13 protein-coding genes are annotated in these 16067 nt (G+C 63.3%); 11 read left to right on the forward strand and 2 right to left on the reverse strand.

Going from position 1 to position 16067, the window contains the following annotated elements; genetic code table 11:
* The first annotated feature begins 439 nt into the window (after positions 1 to 439).
* The 11 genes from DFR48_RS17820 to DFR48_RS17870 all read left to right on the forward strand — a co-directional run bounded on the left by DFR48_RS17820 (position 440) and on the right by DFR48_RS17870 (position 14667).
* Entirely contained in the window at positions 440 to 1453 is a 1014-nt protein-coding gene (locus tag DFR48_RS17820; RefSeq protein WP_170141921.1) for an AraC family transcriptional regulator, read from the forward strand.
* A gap of 607 nt (positions 1454 to 2060) precedes the next feature.
* The gene (locus tag DFR48_RS17825) at positions 2061 to 2435 is read left to right on the forward strand and encodes an STAS domain-containing protein (RefSeq protein ID WP_114364573.1); all 375 of its coding nucleotides are present in this window, start codon (positions 2061 to 2063) and stop codon (positions 2433 to 2435) included.
* A complete protein-coding gene (locus DFR48_RS17830) occupies positions 2432 to 2797 on the forward strand; it encodes a response regulator (RefSeq protein WP_114364574.1) in 366 nt (121 codons plus the stop codon). The genes DFR48_RS17825 and DFR48_RS17830 overlap by 4 nt, the downstream gene beginning before the upstream one ends.
* The gene (locus DFR48_RS17835; RefSeq protein WP_114364575.1) at positions 2797 to 4836 is read left to right on the forward strand and encodes a chemotaxis protein CheA; all 2040 of its coding nucleotides are present in this window, start codon (positions 2797 to 2799) and stop codon (positions 4834 to 4836) included. Before DFR48_RS17830 ends, DFR48_RS17835 begins: the two co-directional genes overlap by 1 nt.
* On the forward strand, positions 4833 to 5363 hold the full coding sequence (locus DFR48_RS17840) for a chemotaxis protein CheW (RefSeq protein ID WP_245415649.1): 531 nt from the start codon (positions 4833 to 4835) through the stop codon (positions 5361 to 5363). Before DFR48_RS17835 ends, DFR48_RS17840 begins: the two co-directional genes overlap by 4 nt.
* A 2-nt stretch (positions 5364 to 5365) precedes the next feature.
* The gene (locus DFR48_RS17845; protein WP_245415650.1) at positions 5366 to 7450 is read left to right on the forward strand and encodes a HAMP domain-containing methyl-accepting chemotaxis protein; all 2085 of its coding nucleotides are present in this window, start codon (positions 5366 to 5368) and stop codon (positions 7448 to 7450) included.
* A 123-nt stretch (positions 7451 to 7573) separates the two neighbouring features.
* Positions 7574 to 8050 carry a chemotaxis protein CheW gene (locus tag DFR48_RS17850; RefSeq protein ID WP_114364577.1) on the forward strand — a complete coding sequence of 159 codons (477 nt, stop codon included), beginning with the start codon at positions 7574 to 7576 and terminating at the stop codon, positions 8048 to 8050.
* 82 nt (positions 8051 to 8132) lie between these two features.
* Positions 8133 to 9029 (forward strand): CheR family methyltransferase, encoded by an 897-nt coding sequence (locus DFR48_RS17855; RefSeq protein ID WP_114364578.1) that lies wholly within the window; start codon positions 8133 to 8135, stop codon positions 9027 to 9029.
* Between the two features lie 6 nt (positions 9030 to 9035).
* The gene (locus DFR48_RS17860) at positions 9036 to 10160 is read left to right on the forward strand and encodes a protein-glutamate methylesterase/protein-glutamine glutaminase (protein WP_114364579.1); all 1125 of its coding nucleotides are present in this window, start codon (positions 9036 to 9038) and stop codon (positions 10158 to 10160) included.
* The gene (locus DFR48_RS17865; RefSeq protein ID WP_114364580.1) at positions 10157 to 11920 is read left to right on the forward strand and encodes a methyl-accepting chemotaxis protein; all 1764 of its coding nucleotides are present in this window, start codon (positions 10157 to 10159) and stop codon (positions 11918 to 11920) included. Before DFR48_RS17860 ends, DFR48_RS17865 begins: the two co-directional genes overlap by 4 nt.
* A 131-nt stretch (positions 11921 to 12051) precedes the next feature.
* Positions 12052 to 14667 (forward strand): sensor domain-containing protein, encoded by a 2616-nt coding sequence (locus tag DFR48_RS17870; protein WP_114364581.1) that lies wholly within the window; start codon positions 12052 to 12054, stop codon positions 14665 to 14667.
* Between the two features lie 17 nt (positions 14668 to 14684).
* Here DFR48_RS17870 and DFR48_RS17875 read toward each other — a convergent pair whose 3' ends face one another.
* Complete coding sequence (locus DFR48_RS17875; RefSeq protein ID WP_114364582.1) at positions 14685 to 15320, reverse strand: NrsF family protein; 636 nt, start codon at positions 15318 to 15320, stop codon at positions 14685 to 14687.
* Positions 15307 to 15873 carry a sigma-70 family RNA polymerase sigma factor gene (locus DFR48_RS17880; protein WP_114364583.1) on the reverse strand — a complete coding sequence of 189 codons (567 nt, stop codon included), beginning with the start codon at positions 15871 to 15873 and terminating at the stop codon, positions 15307 to 15309. The genes DFR48_RS17875 and DFR48_RS17880 overlap by 14 nt, the downstream gene beginning before the upstream one ends.
* Positions 15874 to 16067: the final 194 nt, after the last annotated feature.

Below are 16067 nucleotides of genomic sequence, written 5' to 3' on the forward strand. Positions count from 1 at the left end.
CCAAAGGAAATCTTCAGTAGGCATCTATTGGCTATGGAAAACCAAAGCGTGTAGATTTTCGAACAGCGTTGCATTCAATCTGGAACTAGCATGCAAAGCTGGAATGTCCTGTTTCTGAAAAGCCAGCGTGCCGGGATCAGTTCGGCGGCCTACTGACCGGCCACACGGATGGCGAGCACCGCGCAAGCTTCCCGGGCTAAAGCCCTCTCAGCATTTGATTGATCCAACGGCGACGTGTCCAGACGCAAATTGACCCCATACCGACGAGCTGTATCAGTAAGAAGCGCATTTCGCTTTTGGACGAAGAGCGCCGACGACAGGTTCCACCACACATATCGGAAACAAGAGAATTCCGCTCGGCACGATGCGCGGTCCTGCCGGCGGGCAGATTGCCAGCATCCCGATTGCGGCTTCCAACAGACATACGAAGAGTAAGAACTTGACGGCAAGTCTCTCGCGTTTCAGCGTCACCAATGCCGATATCAACGAGGTCAGCGAGTTCTACGGGCGGACGATCGCGCCCGTGACCCTCCATGCCCCCTCGGCTGACGCTTCCGTTTCCGTCGATCGCCTGCACGTCAAGGCCGGTCCTTACGACCTCTGGAGCGACATCAACCGTCACGATCTCGAGGTTTCGTTTGTCGCACCGACGGAGTCGCTGTGCATCCTCACGCCTCTCACGGGCGCGCTCGCGGTGGCCGCCAGGGGCGTTCGATTGGCGGCCGTGCCCGGTTCGCTCGTCGCAACGGATTTCCAGCCGGCGGATTCGATCTTTCTCCAGGGTAACTGCGGGCACCTCGGCCTCGCCTTCGCCCGCTCCGCGGTGGTCCGTGAGTTGAGCGAGTTGCTGGATGCGCCCGTACTTCAGGATTTCGAAGTCGTCGGAGAGATCGACGCCGGCAAGGCACGCGACGTTATCAAGCTCGCCACCTTCATCTGGGCGCGACTGGCAGACCTTTCGACCGGCACCCCGCCCGATTCATTGATCAGAGGCCTTTTCCGTGCGGCACTCGTCACCCTCCTGGAGATATTCCCGCATCGATATTCCGACCAACTCGTGCGGCCAGTCTCGCCGGCGGCGCCAAGGCATGTGAAGCGAGCGATCGAATTCATGATGGCCAATATTTCGTCGCAGATGGGCATCGGCGAGATTGCCAGGAATGCCGGTACGAGCACCCGTTCGCTACAGGTCGCCTTCCAGAAGTTCAGGGGATGCTCCCCTCTTGAATACTTGCGGAAGGCTCGCCTGGAGGAAGTCAGGCGGGAGATTTCGGAAGCCTCCGACGGCAACACCATTGCCGCGATCGCCCGCAAATGGGGTTTCACCCACATGGGACGCTTCTCTTCTATCTATAGGGAAGCGTTCGGAGAGCTTCCGACTGAAACGTTGCAGGAGGCGAAGGCTGCGCGCGGACGCATCTCGTCTGTCCGCGACGATGGCCGTGGCGCGTAACCGCTGAAGACCCCTTCCCTGTCCGGCTTCCCCGGTCCGCGCGTCGGCGCCGCGAACATGTGTGCGCATCAGGTTGTGATCCGCGCCGGCGGACTGCTGCACTGACCTCCGGAAGGTGCGATCGATATCCACATAGGTATTTTCATATCCATTCTGCGAAGCCGTTTTGCGCTAGATCAATCCGATTAAGGATTTCTTCAGGGGGCTGGCGAAAATTGGACCACGCAAACTGTAGTAATAATTTGCAGAGCCTAATGTAAGTATTGAAGAAAATAGAAATTCCGTTCCGATTTTGAAATAACCTGAGCACTTTGTTCCGCTTCGTGGATCGGTCGGCAGATCGGCCGATCCACGAAGGGAACCCCAGCCGCCAACGTTGAGCACGCGAGATCCATCGCGGGCGTGGCATGATGCCGCCGGAGCCAGTTGCGCTCGTCGTCAACACAGATCCCGTGGCCTTTTCCCCCTTTATCGCCGGTGCTGCCGTCATTCAGACGGCATCGTTCGACCGTAACAACAATCTATGCGTGTATCTTCCAGAAGATAGCGCCCTTGGCCATTTGGATCGGCGACCTCATTCGCTGACCCACAAAGCATTGAAGAGAGCATGGAAAGCAAAGCAGAGCACTCGACTATCCCATCGCAGGAAACGGGCGAAGTGATCCCCCTTTCTGGCCGGCTTACACTGCGCGATGCCCGCGCCATCTGCGCGAGACTGCGCGAGGCCATGGCGGGCTCCAACCGCATAACGATCGATATCCAGGATTTGAAGAGCCTCGACGTCGCCGTCGTGCAGCTCCTGCTTGCGGCGCGCAAGAGCGCCGAACAGCAGCACAAGTCCCTGTCGATTTCCCCCCTCCCCTCCGAGGCGCTGCAGACGATCCTCATCGAATCCGGGCTGGCTGGTCACGGAGGCGACGACGGTGAACGACGCGATGCGTTCGGGTTGGCATCGAACTTCAAAGAAAGGCAGGACGCATGAGCAAGACCATCCTAACCATCGACGACTCCGCCTCCGTGAGACAGCTGGTCGAAATGACTCTGACAAGTGCCGGCTACAAGGTAATCGAGGCCGCTGACGGCGCCGATGGCTATGCCAAAGCGACGGCAAACCAGGTCGACGCCGTCGTCACCGACCTGAACATGCCGGTGATGAACGGCATCGACTTCATCCGCAAATACCGTGCCCATCCGGGCTCCGTCGGCGTCCCGGTCATCTTCCTGACGACGGAATCGGATGGAGAGCTCAAGCGGCAGGCCAAGGACGCCGGTGCGACAGGCTGGATCGTCAAGCCGTTCATGCCCGACCAACTCCTGTCGGTCATCCGAAAGGTTGCCGGCTGATGCTGTCCAACGATCCCGTCGAAACATTCCGCCAGGAGGCGCGCGACCTGCTTGAGCAGCTCGAGCAGTCCCTGCTCGACCTCGGTCAGTCGCCGAAGGATACCGACCTGGTCAACAGCGCCTTCCGCGCCCTGCATACGCTCAAAGGCTCGGGGGCCATGTTCGGGTTCACCGAAGTCGCAGGCTTCGTCCACGCCTTCGAAACCGCCTTCGATCGCGTCCGCAAGGGCGAGACCGCCATCACGGCCCCGCTGATCGCCGTCGCGCTCGCCGCGAAGGACCACGTCAGCGAGCTCATTGCCGAGCCCGGTCAACATGCAGCCAAGGGGTCTCCGATCTTGGCACGGCTGGAGGAAATCGTCAGCAACGTCCCGGCTGCGAACCGCAATGCCGCACAAACGGCTCTGATGGAGACGGAACCCTCTGCCTCCTCTTCCCTTCGCCTTTGGCACATCCGCTTCCGGCTGCCCGAGGATGCGCTTGCGCTCGGCGCCAATCCCCTCCTGCTGATCGACGAACTGCGTGGTCTCGGTGAATGCGTGGTGACCGCCAACGCCGACGCCGTTCCGCCGGTCGAGGTGATCGACCCGGAGGTCTGTTACCTCGCCTGGGATGTGAAACTGACCACCGCCGCCCCGCGGGACGCCATCGACGACGTCTTCATCTTCCTCAAGGATGGGATGGATCTGTCGATCGAGGCTCTCGGGGCCGATATGGAAAAGGCGAGCGACAAAGAAGAGGCGGCACCGGCGTCCGACGCGACCACGGCACCGCCGACTACAGCCGCGAAGGAGGTCGTCGCGCCTGCTGCCGCCAGATTAGCGCGCACGACGGAGGCTCGCGAAACAGCAAGCTCCTCGCTGCGCGTGCCCGCCGAACGTCTCGACGAGTTGATGGACCGTGTCGGCGAACTGGTGATCGCCCAGGCGCGGCTGTCGCAGCTCGCCGACGCCAGTAACGACGTCAACCTGAAGACCATCGCCGAGGAACTGGAACGGCTCTCGTCCGGCCTGCGCGACACGACGATGGGAATCCGGATGGTGCCGATCGGAACGCTGTTCGGCCGCTTCCGGCGGCTCGTCCACGATCTTTCGCGCGACCTTGGCAAGGAGGTGGAATTCCTCACCACGGGCGAGGAGACAGAGCTCGACAAGACGATGATCGAACGGCTTGCCGACCCGCTGGTTCACATCATCCGCAATGCGGTCGACCACGGCCTGGAAAGGCCCGACCGCCGCAGTGCGTCTGGCAAGCCGGCTGTCGGGCGGGTTCGCCTTGCCGCGAGCCACACCGGAGCGGAGGTCGCGATTTCGATCACCGACGACGGCGCGGGCCTGAATGCGGAACGCATCCGCGCCAAGGCCGAGGAAGCGGGTCTCCTTGCGCCGGACGCGAAACTTCCCGAACAGGATCTCTTCCGGTTCATCTTCCATCCCGGCTTTTCGACGGCGAGGGAGATCACCTCCGTGTCCGGCCGCGGCGTCGGCATGGACGTGGTGAAGCGGACGATCGACATGCTCCGCGGATCGATCGACGTCGCCTCGAAGCCGGGCGAGGGAACGACGGTCACGCTGAGGCTGCCGCTCACGCTCGCCATCATCGAAGGCATGCTGGTGCGTGTCGGCAACGGCCGCTACTGCATTCCCCTCTCTGCGGTCGAGGAATGCGTCGAACTGCCGATCACGGCGGAAACCGTCGGAAAGGGCCGAAGCCTTCTCAACATCCGCGGCTCGCTGGTTCCGTTCCTCAGACTGCGCGAGCTGTTCAGGACCGAGGCTCCGCCGGATCTTCACCAGAAGGTCGTCATCGTCGCCGTCGGAGAACAGCGGGTCGGTCTTGTCGTCGACCAGATCCTCGGCAACAACCAGACGGTCATCAAGTCGCTGTCGAAGCTGCACGCCGACGTCGAAACCTTCTCCGGCGCCACGATCCTCGGAGACGGCACGGTGGCCCTGATCCTCGACGTCACCCATCTCGTGCGGTTCGGCCAGAGCTTCGAGAACCGCCTCAGGGCAGCGCAAGCGGGGAGAGCGGCATGAAGAGTGCAGCTGTAAACGCCAGCGGCGAACGTTCGCGGATACCCACCACCTCGATGCAGGCGCTGACGCTCGGACTGCAGGGCGAGCTCTTCGCCATCGAAGCCGAGAGCGTGCGCGAGATCCTCGATGTCGTGCCGATCACCGAAGTGCCGAACGCACGACCCTTCGTCAGTGGACTGATCAACGTCCGCGGCCGCGTGGTCCCGCTCGCCGACCTCCGCGTCATGTTCGGCATGGATCGGCCGCCGCCGGACCTCGATACCCGCATCGTCGTCATCGAGATCAATCTCGACGGCGAACCGACCATCGCCGCCATCCTGGCCGACAGGGTGCATGACGTCACCGACATCGAGTCGGCCTCGATCGAGGAAGCGCCGAAGGTCGGCATGCGGTGGCGTCCCGAATACGTTCGGGGCATCGGCAAACGCGAGGACGAGTTCATCATCATCCCCGATATGGAAAGAATTTTTGGATCCGAGGGTCGCAAGGTCCTCGAACTCGAATTGGAAGAAGGAAAAACTCTATGAGATTGACACTGAAAGTTAAATTGGGTGCGGTATTTACTACCGTCGTCTTGTTGTCGGCCGGGGGTATGTTCCTGGGCATCAACAACCTCGCAACCCTTCGTGGCACCTATGACGGATTGATCGACAACCAAATTGCGCGCATCAGATTTGCCAACCAGATCGATGCGACCGCAGTGCGTATCGACAGGGACGAAAAGCAGCTCGTTCTCGCATCCGACAAGAGCGAAGTGGCAAAGCTGTCGGCGTCCATCGAGCAGAACAAGAAGACGCTCGATGAGCTCGTTGCCAAGATCTACGATCTGTCTGGCGCCGAGGGCAGGTCCAATATCGACTCCTTCAAGGAGCCATGGGCCAAGTTCCTCGAGGCTGATGTCAAGGTGCAGGAATTTGCCGCGCTTCAGTCCATCGAGCAGGCAAACAGTCTCTTGCAGGACGAAGCCCTCAAGGCCTACAATAACATGGTTAGCCAGGTGGATGAGCTGAGGCAGAGCCTTGAGAGCGCCGCGGCTGTGTCGACGGACAACATCGCGATGAACCGGTACATCGCTTTGACCGACATGTCTGACTTGATCTTGCGCATTCGTGCCAACACTCTGAAAGTCCTGACCGACCGGGCCGATCCTGAGGCCCAGAAAAACGACGCCGCTAAAGTGGACACCCGCATCGGTGACCTCGAGGCGCATATCGCCAAGGCCGATGGCTTGCTGGTCGGTGCGGACTACGCGGCGTTCCAGGATATCAAGACGAGCGTTGGAGCCTGGTTGCCCCTGGTCAAGGAAGCCGTATCGAAGGGCCTCGAAAACGGGGGCTATCAGGCCGCTGTGGCGAGTGCGCAGGGAGCTGACTCCCGGCGTGCGGCCATGGCCATCCTCAACGACATGACCACCCGGCTACGCGATGACGTCAATCAGGGCCAGGCCGATTCCGCGGCAGCCTATGAAACGGCGCGCATGACGCTGATCGGGGCGCTTGCTCTCATCACCCTGATCGCAGCGGCTTCAGCAACCTGGATCGTGCTCAACATTTCCCGCGGGGTCACCAGTGCAGTCAACCTTGCCCGTGCGGTCGCCGACGGTGATCTGAACGCGACGGCCACCGTCAAGTCGAACGACGAGATCAAGGACCTAGTCGACGCCCTCAACCAGATGGTCGGCAAGCTCAAGGAAGTGGTCGGCGAAGTGGTCTCCGCCACTCGCAACGTGGCTGCCGGCAGCCAGGAACTGTCGGCTGCGGCCGAGCAGTTGAGCCAGGGCGCGGTCGAACAGTCGTCCTCGACAGAGGAAGCTTCGGCATCCGTCGAACAGATGGCCGCCAACATCAAGCAGAACGCCGACAATGCCGGCCAGACGCAGGCGATCGCCCGCCAGGCTGCCGTCGACGCCGAGACCTCCGGCAAGGCCGTGGGCGAAGCCGTCAAGGCCATGGAAACGATCGCCGAGAAGATCCTGATCGTCCAGGAAATCGCTCGCCAGACCGACCTGCTCGCCCTCAACGCTGCCGTCGAGGCGGCCCGGGCCGGCGAACACGGTCGCGGCTTTGCAGTCGTCGCGTCCGAAGTCCGCAAGCTCGCCGAACGCAGCCAGGCTGCCGCCCAGGAAATCTCCGGCCTTTCCGGCGATACCGTCAAGGCGGCCCAGTCGGCAGGCGAGATGCTCTCGAAGCTGGTCCCCGACATCCAGAAGACCGCGGAACTCGTCGCAGAAATCTCGGCGGCCTCCAACGAACAGAACGCCGGCGCCAGCCAGATCAACGCAGCGATCCAGCAGCTCGACAAGGTGACCCAGCAGAACACCTCCGCCGCCGAGGAAATGTCCTCGACTTCGGAAGAGCTCGCCACCCAGGCCGAGCAGCTGCAGTCCTCGATCAGCTACTTCCGCCTCGATGAGACGGCAGGCTCCTCCGCCCGCGCCGTGCGCCAGATGCAGCATGCGGCTCCGGAACATTCGGTTGCCGGTCTGCAGAAGAAGGTGAAGGCAGCCGCCCCGCAGCTCGCCGCGACCCGGCAGTCGAAATCGAACGGCGGCTTCGCCTTCGATCTCGGGGACGCCGGAGACAAGCTCGACGCGGAATTCAAGCGCTCGGCCTGATCCGCTCCGCCACCTTTCCGCCCGATGCCGACGGCACGGGCGGCCGCCTCTCCCCCCTTCTTTGCCAGTCTTTGGGGGGAGAGGCCGGACCGACGAACGACTTACACGAAAGAAGCGTGCCCCATGGCTGACATACGGCAATACGTGACCCTCGGCATCGCCGGCGAACTTCTCGGTGTGCCGGTGGAGCGGGTCAGAGAGATCCTCGAAGTTCATCCGATTTCGCGACTTCCCCACGCTCCGCCTCATCTTCTCGGAATGATCGATGTGCGCGGCCAGGGTGTGCCGGTCGTCGACCTGCGCCTGAAGCTCGGCTTTGAGAAGAGCGACGACACGCCCGACACCCGCATCATCGTGCTCAACGTTCCGGTCGGCGAGCGCGAACTTACCTTCGGCCTCAAGACGGACCGGGTCTTCGAGGTCAGCATTCTCGATGAAGAGCAGCTCGACGCCCCGCCGGAGATCGGCGTCAAATGGCGCTCCGAATTCATCGCCGGGATTGGCCGCCGAAACGGCAATTTCGTCACGGTTCTGGACCTCGGGCGCCTTTTCAGCTCGGGCGAGGCGATGCTGATTTCACCGCCCGCGCACGCCGCCTGAGGGCGTTTTCCCGCACCACTGGCCGCGAGCCGCTTGCGGCCGCCGCCGATCCCATCCCACTCCCACGAAATCGGACCTCCTGATGTCTCAAGCCTTACTTCGCGTTACAGAAACACCGGCCCGGACAGGACAGGACCGCCTCAGCGACGCCGATTTCAGCCGTATCGCGACGCTGATCGGCGGCCATGTCGGCATCAAGCTGCCGCCGGCCAAACGGCTGATGGTGGAGGGTCGCCTGCGCAAGCGCATGCGCAGCCTCAATTGCGCATCGCTCACCGACTACTGCCGGTACCTGTTCCACGAGAACGGCCTCGAAAACGAACTGGTTCACGTCATCGACGCCGTCACGACGAACAAGACCGACTTCTTTCGCGAAAACGAGCACTTCGTCCTGCTGCGACAGAAGCTGATACCGTCTCTGACGGCACGCCGCCCCGCGGGCGCGAAGCCGCGTCTGAAGCTGTGGAGCGCCGCAAGTTCAAACGGCGCGGAAGCCTATACCATCGCCATGGTACTGGCCGACATGGTCGAACGCGGCGACGATTTCCAGTTCGCCATTCTCGGCACGGACATCTCGACGGAAATGCTCGCGGCGGGTAGGCAGGCCACCTACCCTTCAGAGATGATCGCGCCCGTGCCGCTCGACATGCAGGAGCGCTATCTCATGCGCGGACGGACCACCTCCTGGCATGGGGAGGTCCGCATCGTTCCCGAGCTCCGGCGGCTCGTGCGCTTCCAGCGCCTCAACCTCATGGAAGAAACCTATCCCGTCGACCGCGACGTCGATGTGATATTCCTGCGTAATGTTTTGATCTATTTCGATAAACCAACGCAAGAAGCGGTGGTGTCGCGGCTTGTGGGCCATCTGCGCCCCGGCGGTTTCCTGATCCTCGGCCACTCCGAATCGATGATCGGCACGAACCTGCAGCTCAAGCAGTGGGCGCCGGGCGTCTTCGAAAACACGTCAGGACTGAGGTAACATTCCGTGCCCGGCTTATCCCCCAGCAACCCGGCGGCAAAGATCCGCGTGCTGATCGTGGACGACTCCGCCGCGGTACGCCAAGCCCTTGCCGACATCATCAGCAGTACGCCCGATCTCGAGGTGATGGCAACCGCATCCGATCCCTACGTGGCGGTCGAGCGCATGCGCCATCAGGTTCCCGACGTCATTTTCCTTGACGTCGAGATGCCGCGCATGGACGGGCTCACTTTCCTGCGCAAGATCATGAGCCAGCGGCCGATCCCCGTCGTCATCTGTTCGTCACTGACGGAGGAGGGCTCGGACACCCTCGTACAGGCGCTCGAAGCCGGAGCCGTCGACGTCATCACCAAGCCGCGATACGACACCGCTCATGCCCTTGCCGAGTCGCAGATGCGGATCTGCGACGTCGCGCGTGCCGCGGCGCACTCCCGCATCGGTAACCGCCGTCGCCCCGCCCCGCCCGTGAAGGCCGAGGCGAAGCTCAGCGCCGACGCCATTCTGCCCGCCATGGCTCCGGTGCGCGCGAACGGCGTGCTGACCGACAGGATCATCTGCATCGGAGCCTCGACCGGCGGGACCGAGGCGTTGCGGCAGCTGCTTGGCGAGCTCCCTGCCGATTCCCCGGGGATCGTCATCGTCCAGCACATGCCGGAAAAGTTCACGGCCGCCTTCGCGCGACGCCTCGACAGCCTTTGCGCCATCTCCGTCAAGGAGGCCGCCCATGGCGACGCTGTCGTCGCCGGCCAGGCGCTCATAGCGCCCGGTAATCGCCACATGCTGCTCGAGCGCGTCGGCAAGCACTATCGCGTGACGATCAAGGATGGCCCGCACGTCTCCCGCCACCGCCCCTCCGTCGACGTCCTTTTCCGCTCCGCCGCCCAGAGCGCCGGGGCGAACGCGACCGGTGTCCTTCTGACGGGCATGGGGGACGACGGCGCCCACGGGCTCCTGGAGATGCGGACCGCAGGTGCCCTGACCATCGCCCAGGACGAGGCGAGCTGTGTCGTCTTCGGCATGCCCAAGGAAGCAATCGCACTCGGCGGCGTCCAGCGGGTCCTGCCGCTCGACCGCATTGCCGACGACATCATCAACGGGACCCGTCCCAGATCCGCGGCAGGCGCAGCATGAGACATTACAATACCGCCATCGCACTCCGGCCAAAGCCGGACGAACCGGGTGCGGGCCACCTGGCGGGCCGGCTCATCGACCTCGCGCGTGAGCTCGCCGAGCCAAGAAAGGTGATCGAAAAGACCTTCCTCGAAATGGGCGAGCATCTAGGCACCTGCGCCGGCCTGCTGAACGAGATCTCGAACCTCCACCAGGCGATGCCGGCCGAACTCGAAAGCGCCGATTTTCTTGCCGCGGCAGCGAGTCTCGAAACGGTACGGGAGCAGCTGGGCGAACTCACCGCCTCACATGCGGACGAACAGGAGCAAATCGCGCAGCTCACGGCCATGGCGACCAGCCTGGACACGCCTGTCGCAGGGCTTCGCAATGCCGTTCGCGCGATCCGCTTCGTCGCCGTGAACGCGCGCATCGCCGCCGCCGGCATCTTGAGCGACCAGGTGGATCTCGGCGCCTTCACGATCGACATGGTCGAACTCGCGCAGAGCGTGGAAAGCGCGATCACGACGCTCGGCCAGGCGCACCGGAGATTTGCCGAGACGCTCTCGGAAGCGCATCTCGCGAACGCCGCACTCGCGCGGCGCCACGGCGCCACCACGGGCACCATCTCCGGCCGGATTCGCGAGCATCTGGCAACCATCGTCGAACACCGCACGAGCGCACAGGCGCGGGCACAGGAACATGCGTCGCTGACGCTGCAGATCAGAAGCCGGATCGGCGCGGCGATCGCCGGATTGCAGACGGGCGACGTCACTCGCCAGCGCATCGAGCATGTCGAGCAGGCGCTGGCCCTCCTTGCCGGACGTCTGCCCGATGTTCCTGGTGCGGACGCAACCTTCGCGGCGGTCTGCAATTTGCAGGTGAGCCAGCTTGACGAGACCATGGCGGATTTCTCCCAGAAGATCGGCGACATCATCCATTCGCTCCGGCAGCTTTCCCTCGATGCCTCGTCGGTGCTCCACTCCGGCAGCGAGGAAGCGGAGATACTTCTGTCGTCCGGCGGAACGGCGTTGCACGGCATGGTCGACGACCTGCGGGAAATCTCTTCCCTGTTCAGGGATTTCCGGGACACCCGCGACAAGACCGAGGCGGCCGTCAACCACGTCGCCGAGGCCCTCGAGGCCATGCTCGACCGCGTTCGCGCGATCACGGACATCGAGCACCAGATCCATCTTCTCAGTCTCAACACCGCCATCCAGTGCGGCAAGCTCGGAGCGGAAGGCCACGCGCTCCGCGTCATCACCCACGATCTCCGTGAACTGGCGGGGCAGACGGCGACCGCCGCGGGAACAATCGTCACCGCGCTCGACGGCGCAGGCGATATCGCGCGGGCCCTGATGACGGCCCGCTCAACGGGCCCGGCCGAGGGCATCGCGGCGATCGAGCAGGACGCCAACGCGGCGATTGGCCTCTTCGAAGCGGTCATCGAGCGCTTGAGCGAGCGGGCAACCGGCATGGCGGCAAGCGGTCCGCGAGCACTCCATGAACTCGGTGCCGCCGCCGAAAGCGCCGTCGAACGCCAGGACTTCGCCGACCGCTGGAGCAATGCACGCAAGGAACTGGCGGTGCTTGCGTCCTCGGCCGTCGCACAGGATGGGGGACAGGACCTTGACGCCGATTTCCTTTGCCAATTGCGCGCGAGCTACACGATGGAGGCGGAACGCCGGATCTATGACGGGCTCTTTGGCCATATCGCCGGAGAAAATCGTTGCGAACCGGCACAGGCGGAAGCGGCGGGTGAACTCGATGACATCCTGTTTTGAAGCGGCAGTCATCCATCCCGAAGGCGGATCGCAAGGCCGAAGCGGCAGGAGCGGCTCCGGCGCGATCTCTTCGAGATTACTGACGGCGATAGCCGGAAATTGACGGTCCGGTGCCGGGGGGAGCAAGCGTCATGACCAAATGCCAAACCATGTCCGCGAATGCCTGTGGGTGCGACACAGCCGCCGCCCCGCCGACGTGCAGGGACGTCAGCAGTCTCGCCAGATGCCTCGGCGACTACGCGCGCCTTCTGGGCGAGCGGACGCTGGAGCTGGACGCGGCATCCTGTCCGGGTCTTCCATTCCAGGAGCAGCTCGCCTCGTTGGCCGATATGATGTCGGCCGCCCTTTTCGCCGCCCGCATAGGGGACGACGGAGAGCTCTCCTGCGTCTACGCAAGCGAGAAGATCGCGGACGCCATCGGTCCCTTGCCGAAGGATGTCGGGCGGGTTGCCGAGCTCTTGTTCGCCCGGTGCCATCCGGACGATCAGCCGGTGATGCGGGCTTGCCTGACGGCATCCGCCCGCAGCCTCGATCCCTGCAGCACGGAAATACGCATCCTGCATCCCGGCAAGGGTGAGAGACAGCTCGAAATCAAGGCTGTCCCCCAACGCCAGCCCGACGGCACCGTTCTCTGGATCGGCATGATGCGTGACCTGACTGAAACCCGGAAGATCACACGGGAGCTGGATGAGACAAACGCCCGGCTCCTGAGCGTACTGCGCACCATTCCCGATATGGTCTGGCTGAAGGACAAGTCCGGGATGTACAAGATGTGCAATCACGCCTTCGAGCGACGAAGCTGCAAGACCGAGGCGGAAATCATCGGCAGGAGTGACTTCGATCTCTACGAACCGGAGCTCGCGGCTTCCTTCGTGCAGAAGGATCGGGAGGCGACCGAAGCCGGCAAGGTGTGCATAAATGAAGAGTGGGTGACCTATCCAGAAACCGGCGAGGAGAGGCTCATCGAGACCCGCAAGGTGCCGATCCTCGACTCGGTCGGAGCCGCGATTGGCGTGCTCGGCCTTGCCCGCGATGTTACTGAACGCAAGCGTATCGAGGAGATGCTCGCCAAGCGTGAGCAGGAATTCCGCACGCTCGTCGAACACTCTTCGGACCCGATCCTGCGCTACGGGCCCGACCTGCGCTGCCGGTACGCCAATCCCGCGGCCGGCGCCTTGCTCCGAAATCAGGCGGACGGCCTCCTTGGTCTCCGGCCTTCGCAACTGCTCGTCCGCGAGAACGGGGAAATCTTCGAACGGTTCCTTTCGGATGTGCTGACGACCGGCGGCGAGCAGGAATTCGAGGCCGTCTGGAAGGACGACGCGGGCAACCGTTTCTGCCATCTCGTCAAACTGACCCCCGAATTCAACACGGAGGGCAAGGTGACGAGCGTGCTCGCCGTCGGCCGCGACATCAGCGAGCTTCACACCTCCCGCCAGAAGATCCGGCAGATCGCCTATTACGATCAGCTCACGCGATTGCCCAATCGGGCACTGTTCAACGAACGCTTGCGCCGAATGATCTCGGATGCGGCGATCTCCGGGCAGATGGCCGGTGTGATGGTGATCGATCTCGACCGCTTCAAGGCGGTCAATGACACCATGGGGCATCCCGCGGGCGACGCCCTGCTGCACGAGGTGGCACAAAGGCTCTCCTCCTGTGTGCGCGCCGCCGACACGGTAGCCCGGTTGGGAGGAGACGAGTTCGCCATCCTCGTGCCGGATATCCGCTGCAGGGACGATCTCGAACAGATTGCCGAGCGCATCCTGCGCAAATGCGACAAGCGTTTCGTCGTGCAGGGGAAGGAAGTCTTCGTATCGTGCAGCGTCGGCATCGCGATGTCGCCCGACCACGGCACCGAACCGGACGAGCTGGTGCAGTATGCGGATACCGCCCTCTATTCGGCGAAGGGCAACGGCCGAAACGCCTTCCGTTTCTATACGAAGGACCTGACCGCCCACGCCCGCGAGCGCCTGATGCTGGAACTGGATCTCCGTCATGCCGTGCGGAGAGGCGAGATGTGCCTGCACTATCAGCCGAAGGTGTGCCTGAAGAACGGCCGGAGGTCCGGCGCCGAGGCTCTGTTGCGATGGAACCATCCCCGCCTCGGCATGATCTCACCGGACCGGTTCATGGCAGTGGCGGAAGACACCGGCCTCATCGTCGACATCGGCGCGTGGGTGCTCCGCGAGGCCTGCTTCGCGGCGGCGGAATGGAACGGACCCGACAGGCCGGTCCAGAAGGTGGCGGTCAATCTGTCAGTGCGGCAATTCCAGACCCGCGGGCTGCTGGCGCTGGCCGAAAGCGTTCTCGAGGAGACGCGTTGCCGCGCGGAATGGATCGAACTAGAGATCACCGAAAGCCTGCTGCTGGAGGAGCATGAGCACGTTCTGGAAACGCTGACCGCACTCAGGAAAATGGGGTTCACCATCGCCATCGACGATTTCGGTACGGGCTACTCGGCGCTCAGCTATCTCACCCGGTTCCCGATCGACGTCCTGAAGATCGACCGTTCGTTCGTCTCTCGCATGACGAGCGACGGGCGTTCGATGAACCTGTTGAAAGCCATTCTCTCCCTCGCCCACAGTCTCTATCTCGAGGTCGTGGCCGAAGGCGTCGAAACCTCTGAGCAGGCTGAGCTCCTCAGGAACTTCCACTGCCGGCTGGCGCAAGGTTACCTGTTCAGCCGTCCTGTATCGAAGGATGTGTTCGAAGCGCTCCCCGACGGCTTCCCGCTCGCGAAGTAGCCGGTACGGTCACAGACCTACCAGCGAAGAAGCCGCCGGCCGAGAAGCGCGCCTGCAAGGATGACGATCGCGATTGCCAGCATGTACCAGGTGGCGCCGAAGAGCGGGCTGTCGTCCGGGCAGTGCCAGGCATAGATCGCCGCCGCGATCGAGCCTGAGGCGAGGCCCGCAGCAGCACCCGCGAAGGTCGGATTGTCGGGCGCGCCCCGCTTGAGTGCGGCCATCAGGCCGACCAGCGGAGCGGCAGAAAGCACCGGGATGAAGAAGAGGCAGAAGGCGGCGTTCTCACCGATCAGTTTCCGGCCCCAGGTGCTCGCCGGCGATATGTAGAGCTCGGCGCCGACGGCGCCTGCGAGCAGGAAGAGAGGCAGAAGCAACGCCGACAGCTGCACGCCGAGCGAGGCGCCCGGCCGGCCGACGCGGAAGACGAGCACCGTCGAAAGGGCGGCGAGCAGCAAGGTCATGCCGATCTTGAAGGCGACCCGCGCGGTCTCGATCGCGGTTGCAATATCGTCGCGGAGACCGATCGTGGCGAGCATCAGCAGAAGCGAAACGCAGATCCCCGCGGCAACCGCCAGCCACACGGCGCGACCGAGCGGGCGGACGCTCGGCGCGTCCGCCGCGATCAGGGAGATGAGTTCACTCGTCTTCATCGACACCACTCCGGTATAGTTTCGCCAGCGTCTTGAGCGCCCGGTGGAGGGCGACGCGCACGGCCCCTTCCGACATATCGAGCCGGCCTGCCATCTCGCGGGCATCCTTCCCCTGGAGCGACAGGCGCACGATTTCGTCCTGGGGCGGCCGCAACCTGGCAATCAGCCGTTCCGCATCGCCGAGGTCGGTCGTTGCGTCGGCAGTCTCGTTTGCGGTCAGAATGTCCACCACGTGCTCGATCGGCACATTCGTTCGCCTGCCCCGCCGCCTCAGGGCGTCGATCAGCTTGTTGCGGACGATCGCCGAAAGCCACGGACCGATCGGCCGGTCCGGATCCCATGTGCCGCGCTTCAGGTGCACGGCGAGCAACACTTCCTGCACCACATCCTCCGCCTCGCCCTTCGGCGCGCCGAACCGGTCGCATCCGTTGAGCGCCAGCGCCCTGAGATGCGGGGTCACGCCCGTCAGGAACGCCTGATAGGCGCGGCCGTCGCCGGCGATCGCTGCCCGCATCCATTCGGCCCATTGCTCTTCTCTTGCTCTGGTCGACAAGCCTTCTCATTCCCCCTACGCAGCGGCTCGCGCCTTTATTACAGATCGGAAGAGAAAATTCGTCAAATTTCCTCTCGTCCCGGTCAACTTCCCGTGCTTCGCCGGAAAATTTCCTCCCTCACGAAAAAAACGGCACCCTCCTGTAACAATGCGACGAACCGCACCGTAGTCCCTTTCGCAGCCGATCCTCGGCA

The sequence above is a fragment of the Ciceribacter lividus genome (genome assembly GCF_003337715.1).
GTDB lineage: Bacteria > Pseudomonadota > Alphaproteobacteria > Rhizobiales > Rhizobiaceae > Allorhizobium > Allorhizobium lividum.

Excerpts from the sequence above, each read along its gene's own strand:
- DFR48_RS17825 (WP_114364573.1), top strand. The coding sequence starts at position 2,061 with ATGGAAAGCAAAGCAGAGCACTCGACTATCCCATCGCAGGAAACGGGC.
- DFR48_RS17830 (WP_114364574.1), top strand. The coding sequence starts at position 2,432 with ATGAGCAAGACCATCCTAACCATCGACGACTCCGCCTCCGTGAGACAG.
- DFR48_RS17835 (WP_114364575.1), top strand. The coding sequence starts at position 2,797 with ATGCTGTCCAACGATCCCGTCGAAACATTCCGCCAGGAGGCGCGCGAC.
- DFR48_RS17840 (WP_245415649.1), top strand. The coding sequence starts at position 4,833 with ATGAAGAGTGCAGCTGTAAACGCCAGCGGCGAACGTTCGCGGATACCC.
- DFR48_RS17850 (WP_114364577.1), top strand. The coding sequence starts at position 7,574 with ATGGCTGACATACGGCAATACGTGACCCTCGGCATCGCCGGCGAACTT.
- DFR48_RS17855 (WP_114364578.1), top strand. The coding sequence starts at position 8,133 with ATGTCTCAAGCCTTACTTCGCGTTACAGAAACACCGGCCCGGACAGGA.
- DFR48_RS17865 (WP_114364580.1), top strand. The coding sequence starts at position 10,157 with ATGAGACATTACAATACCGCCATCGCACTCCGGCCAAAGCCGGACGAA.
- DFR48_RS17870 (WP_114364581.1), top strand. The coding sequence starts at position 12,052 with ATGACCAAATGCCAAACCATGTCCGCGAATGCCTGTGGGTGCGACACA.
- DFR48_RS17875 (WP_114364582.1), bottom strand. The coding sequence starts at position 15,320 with ATGAAGACGAGTGAACTCATCTCCCTGATCGCGGCGGACGCGCCGAGC.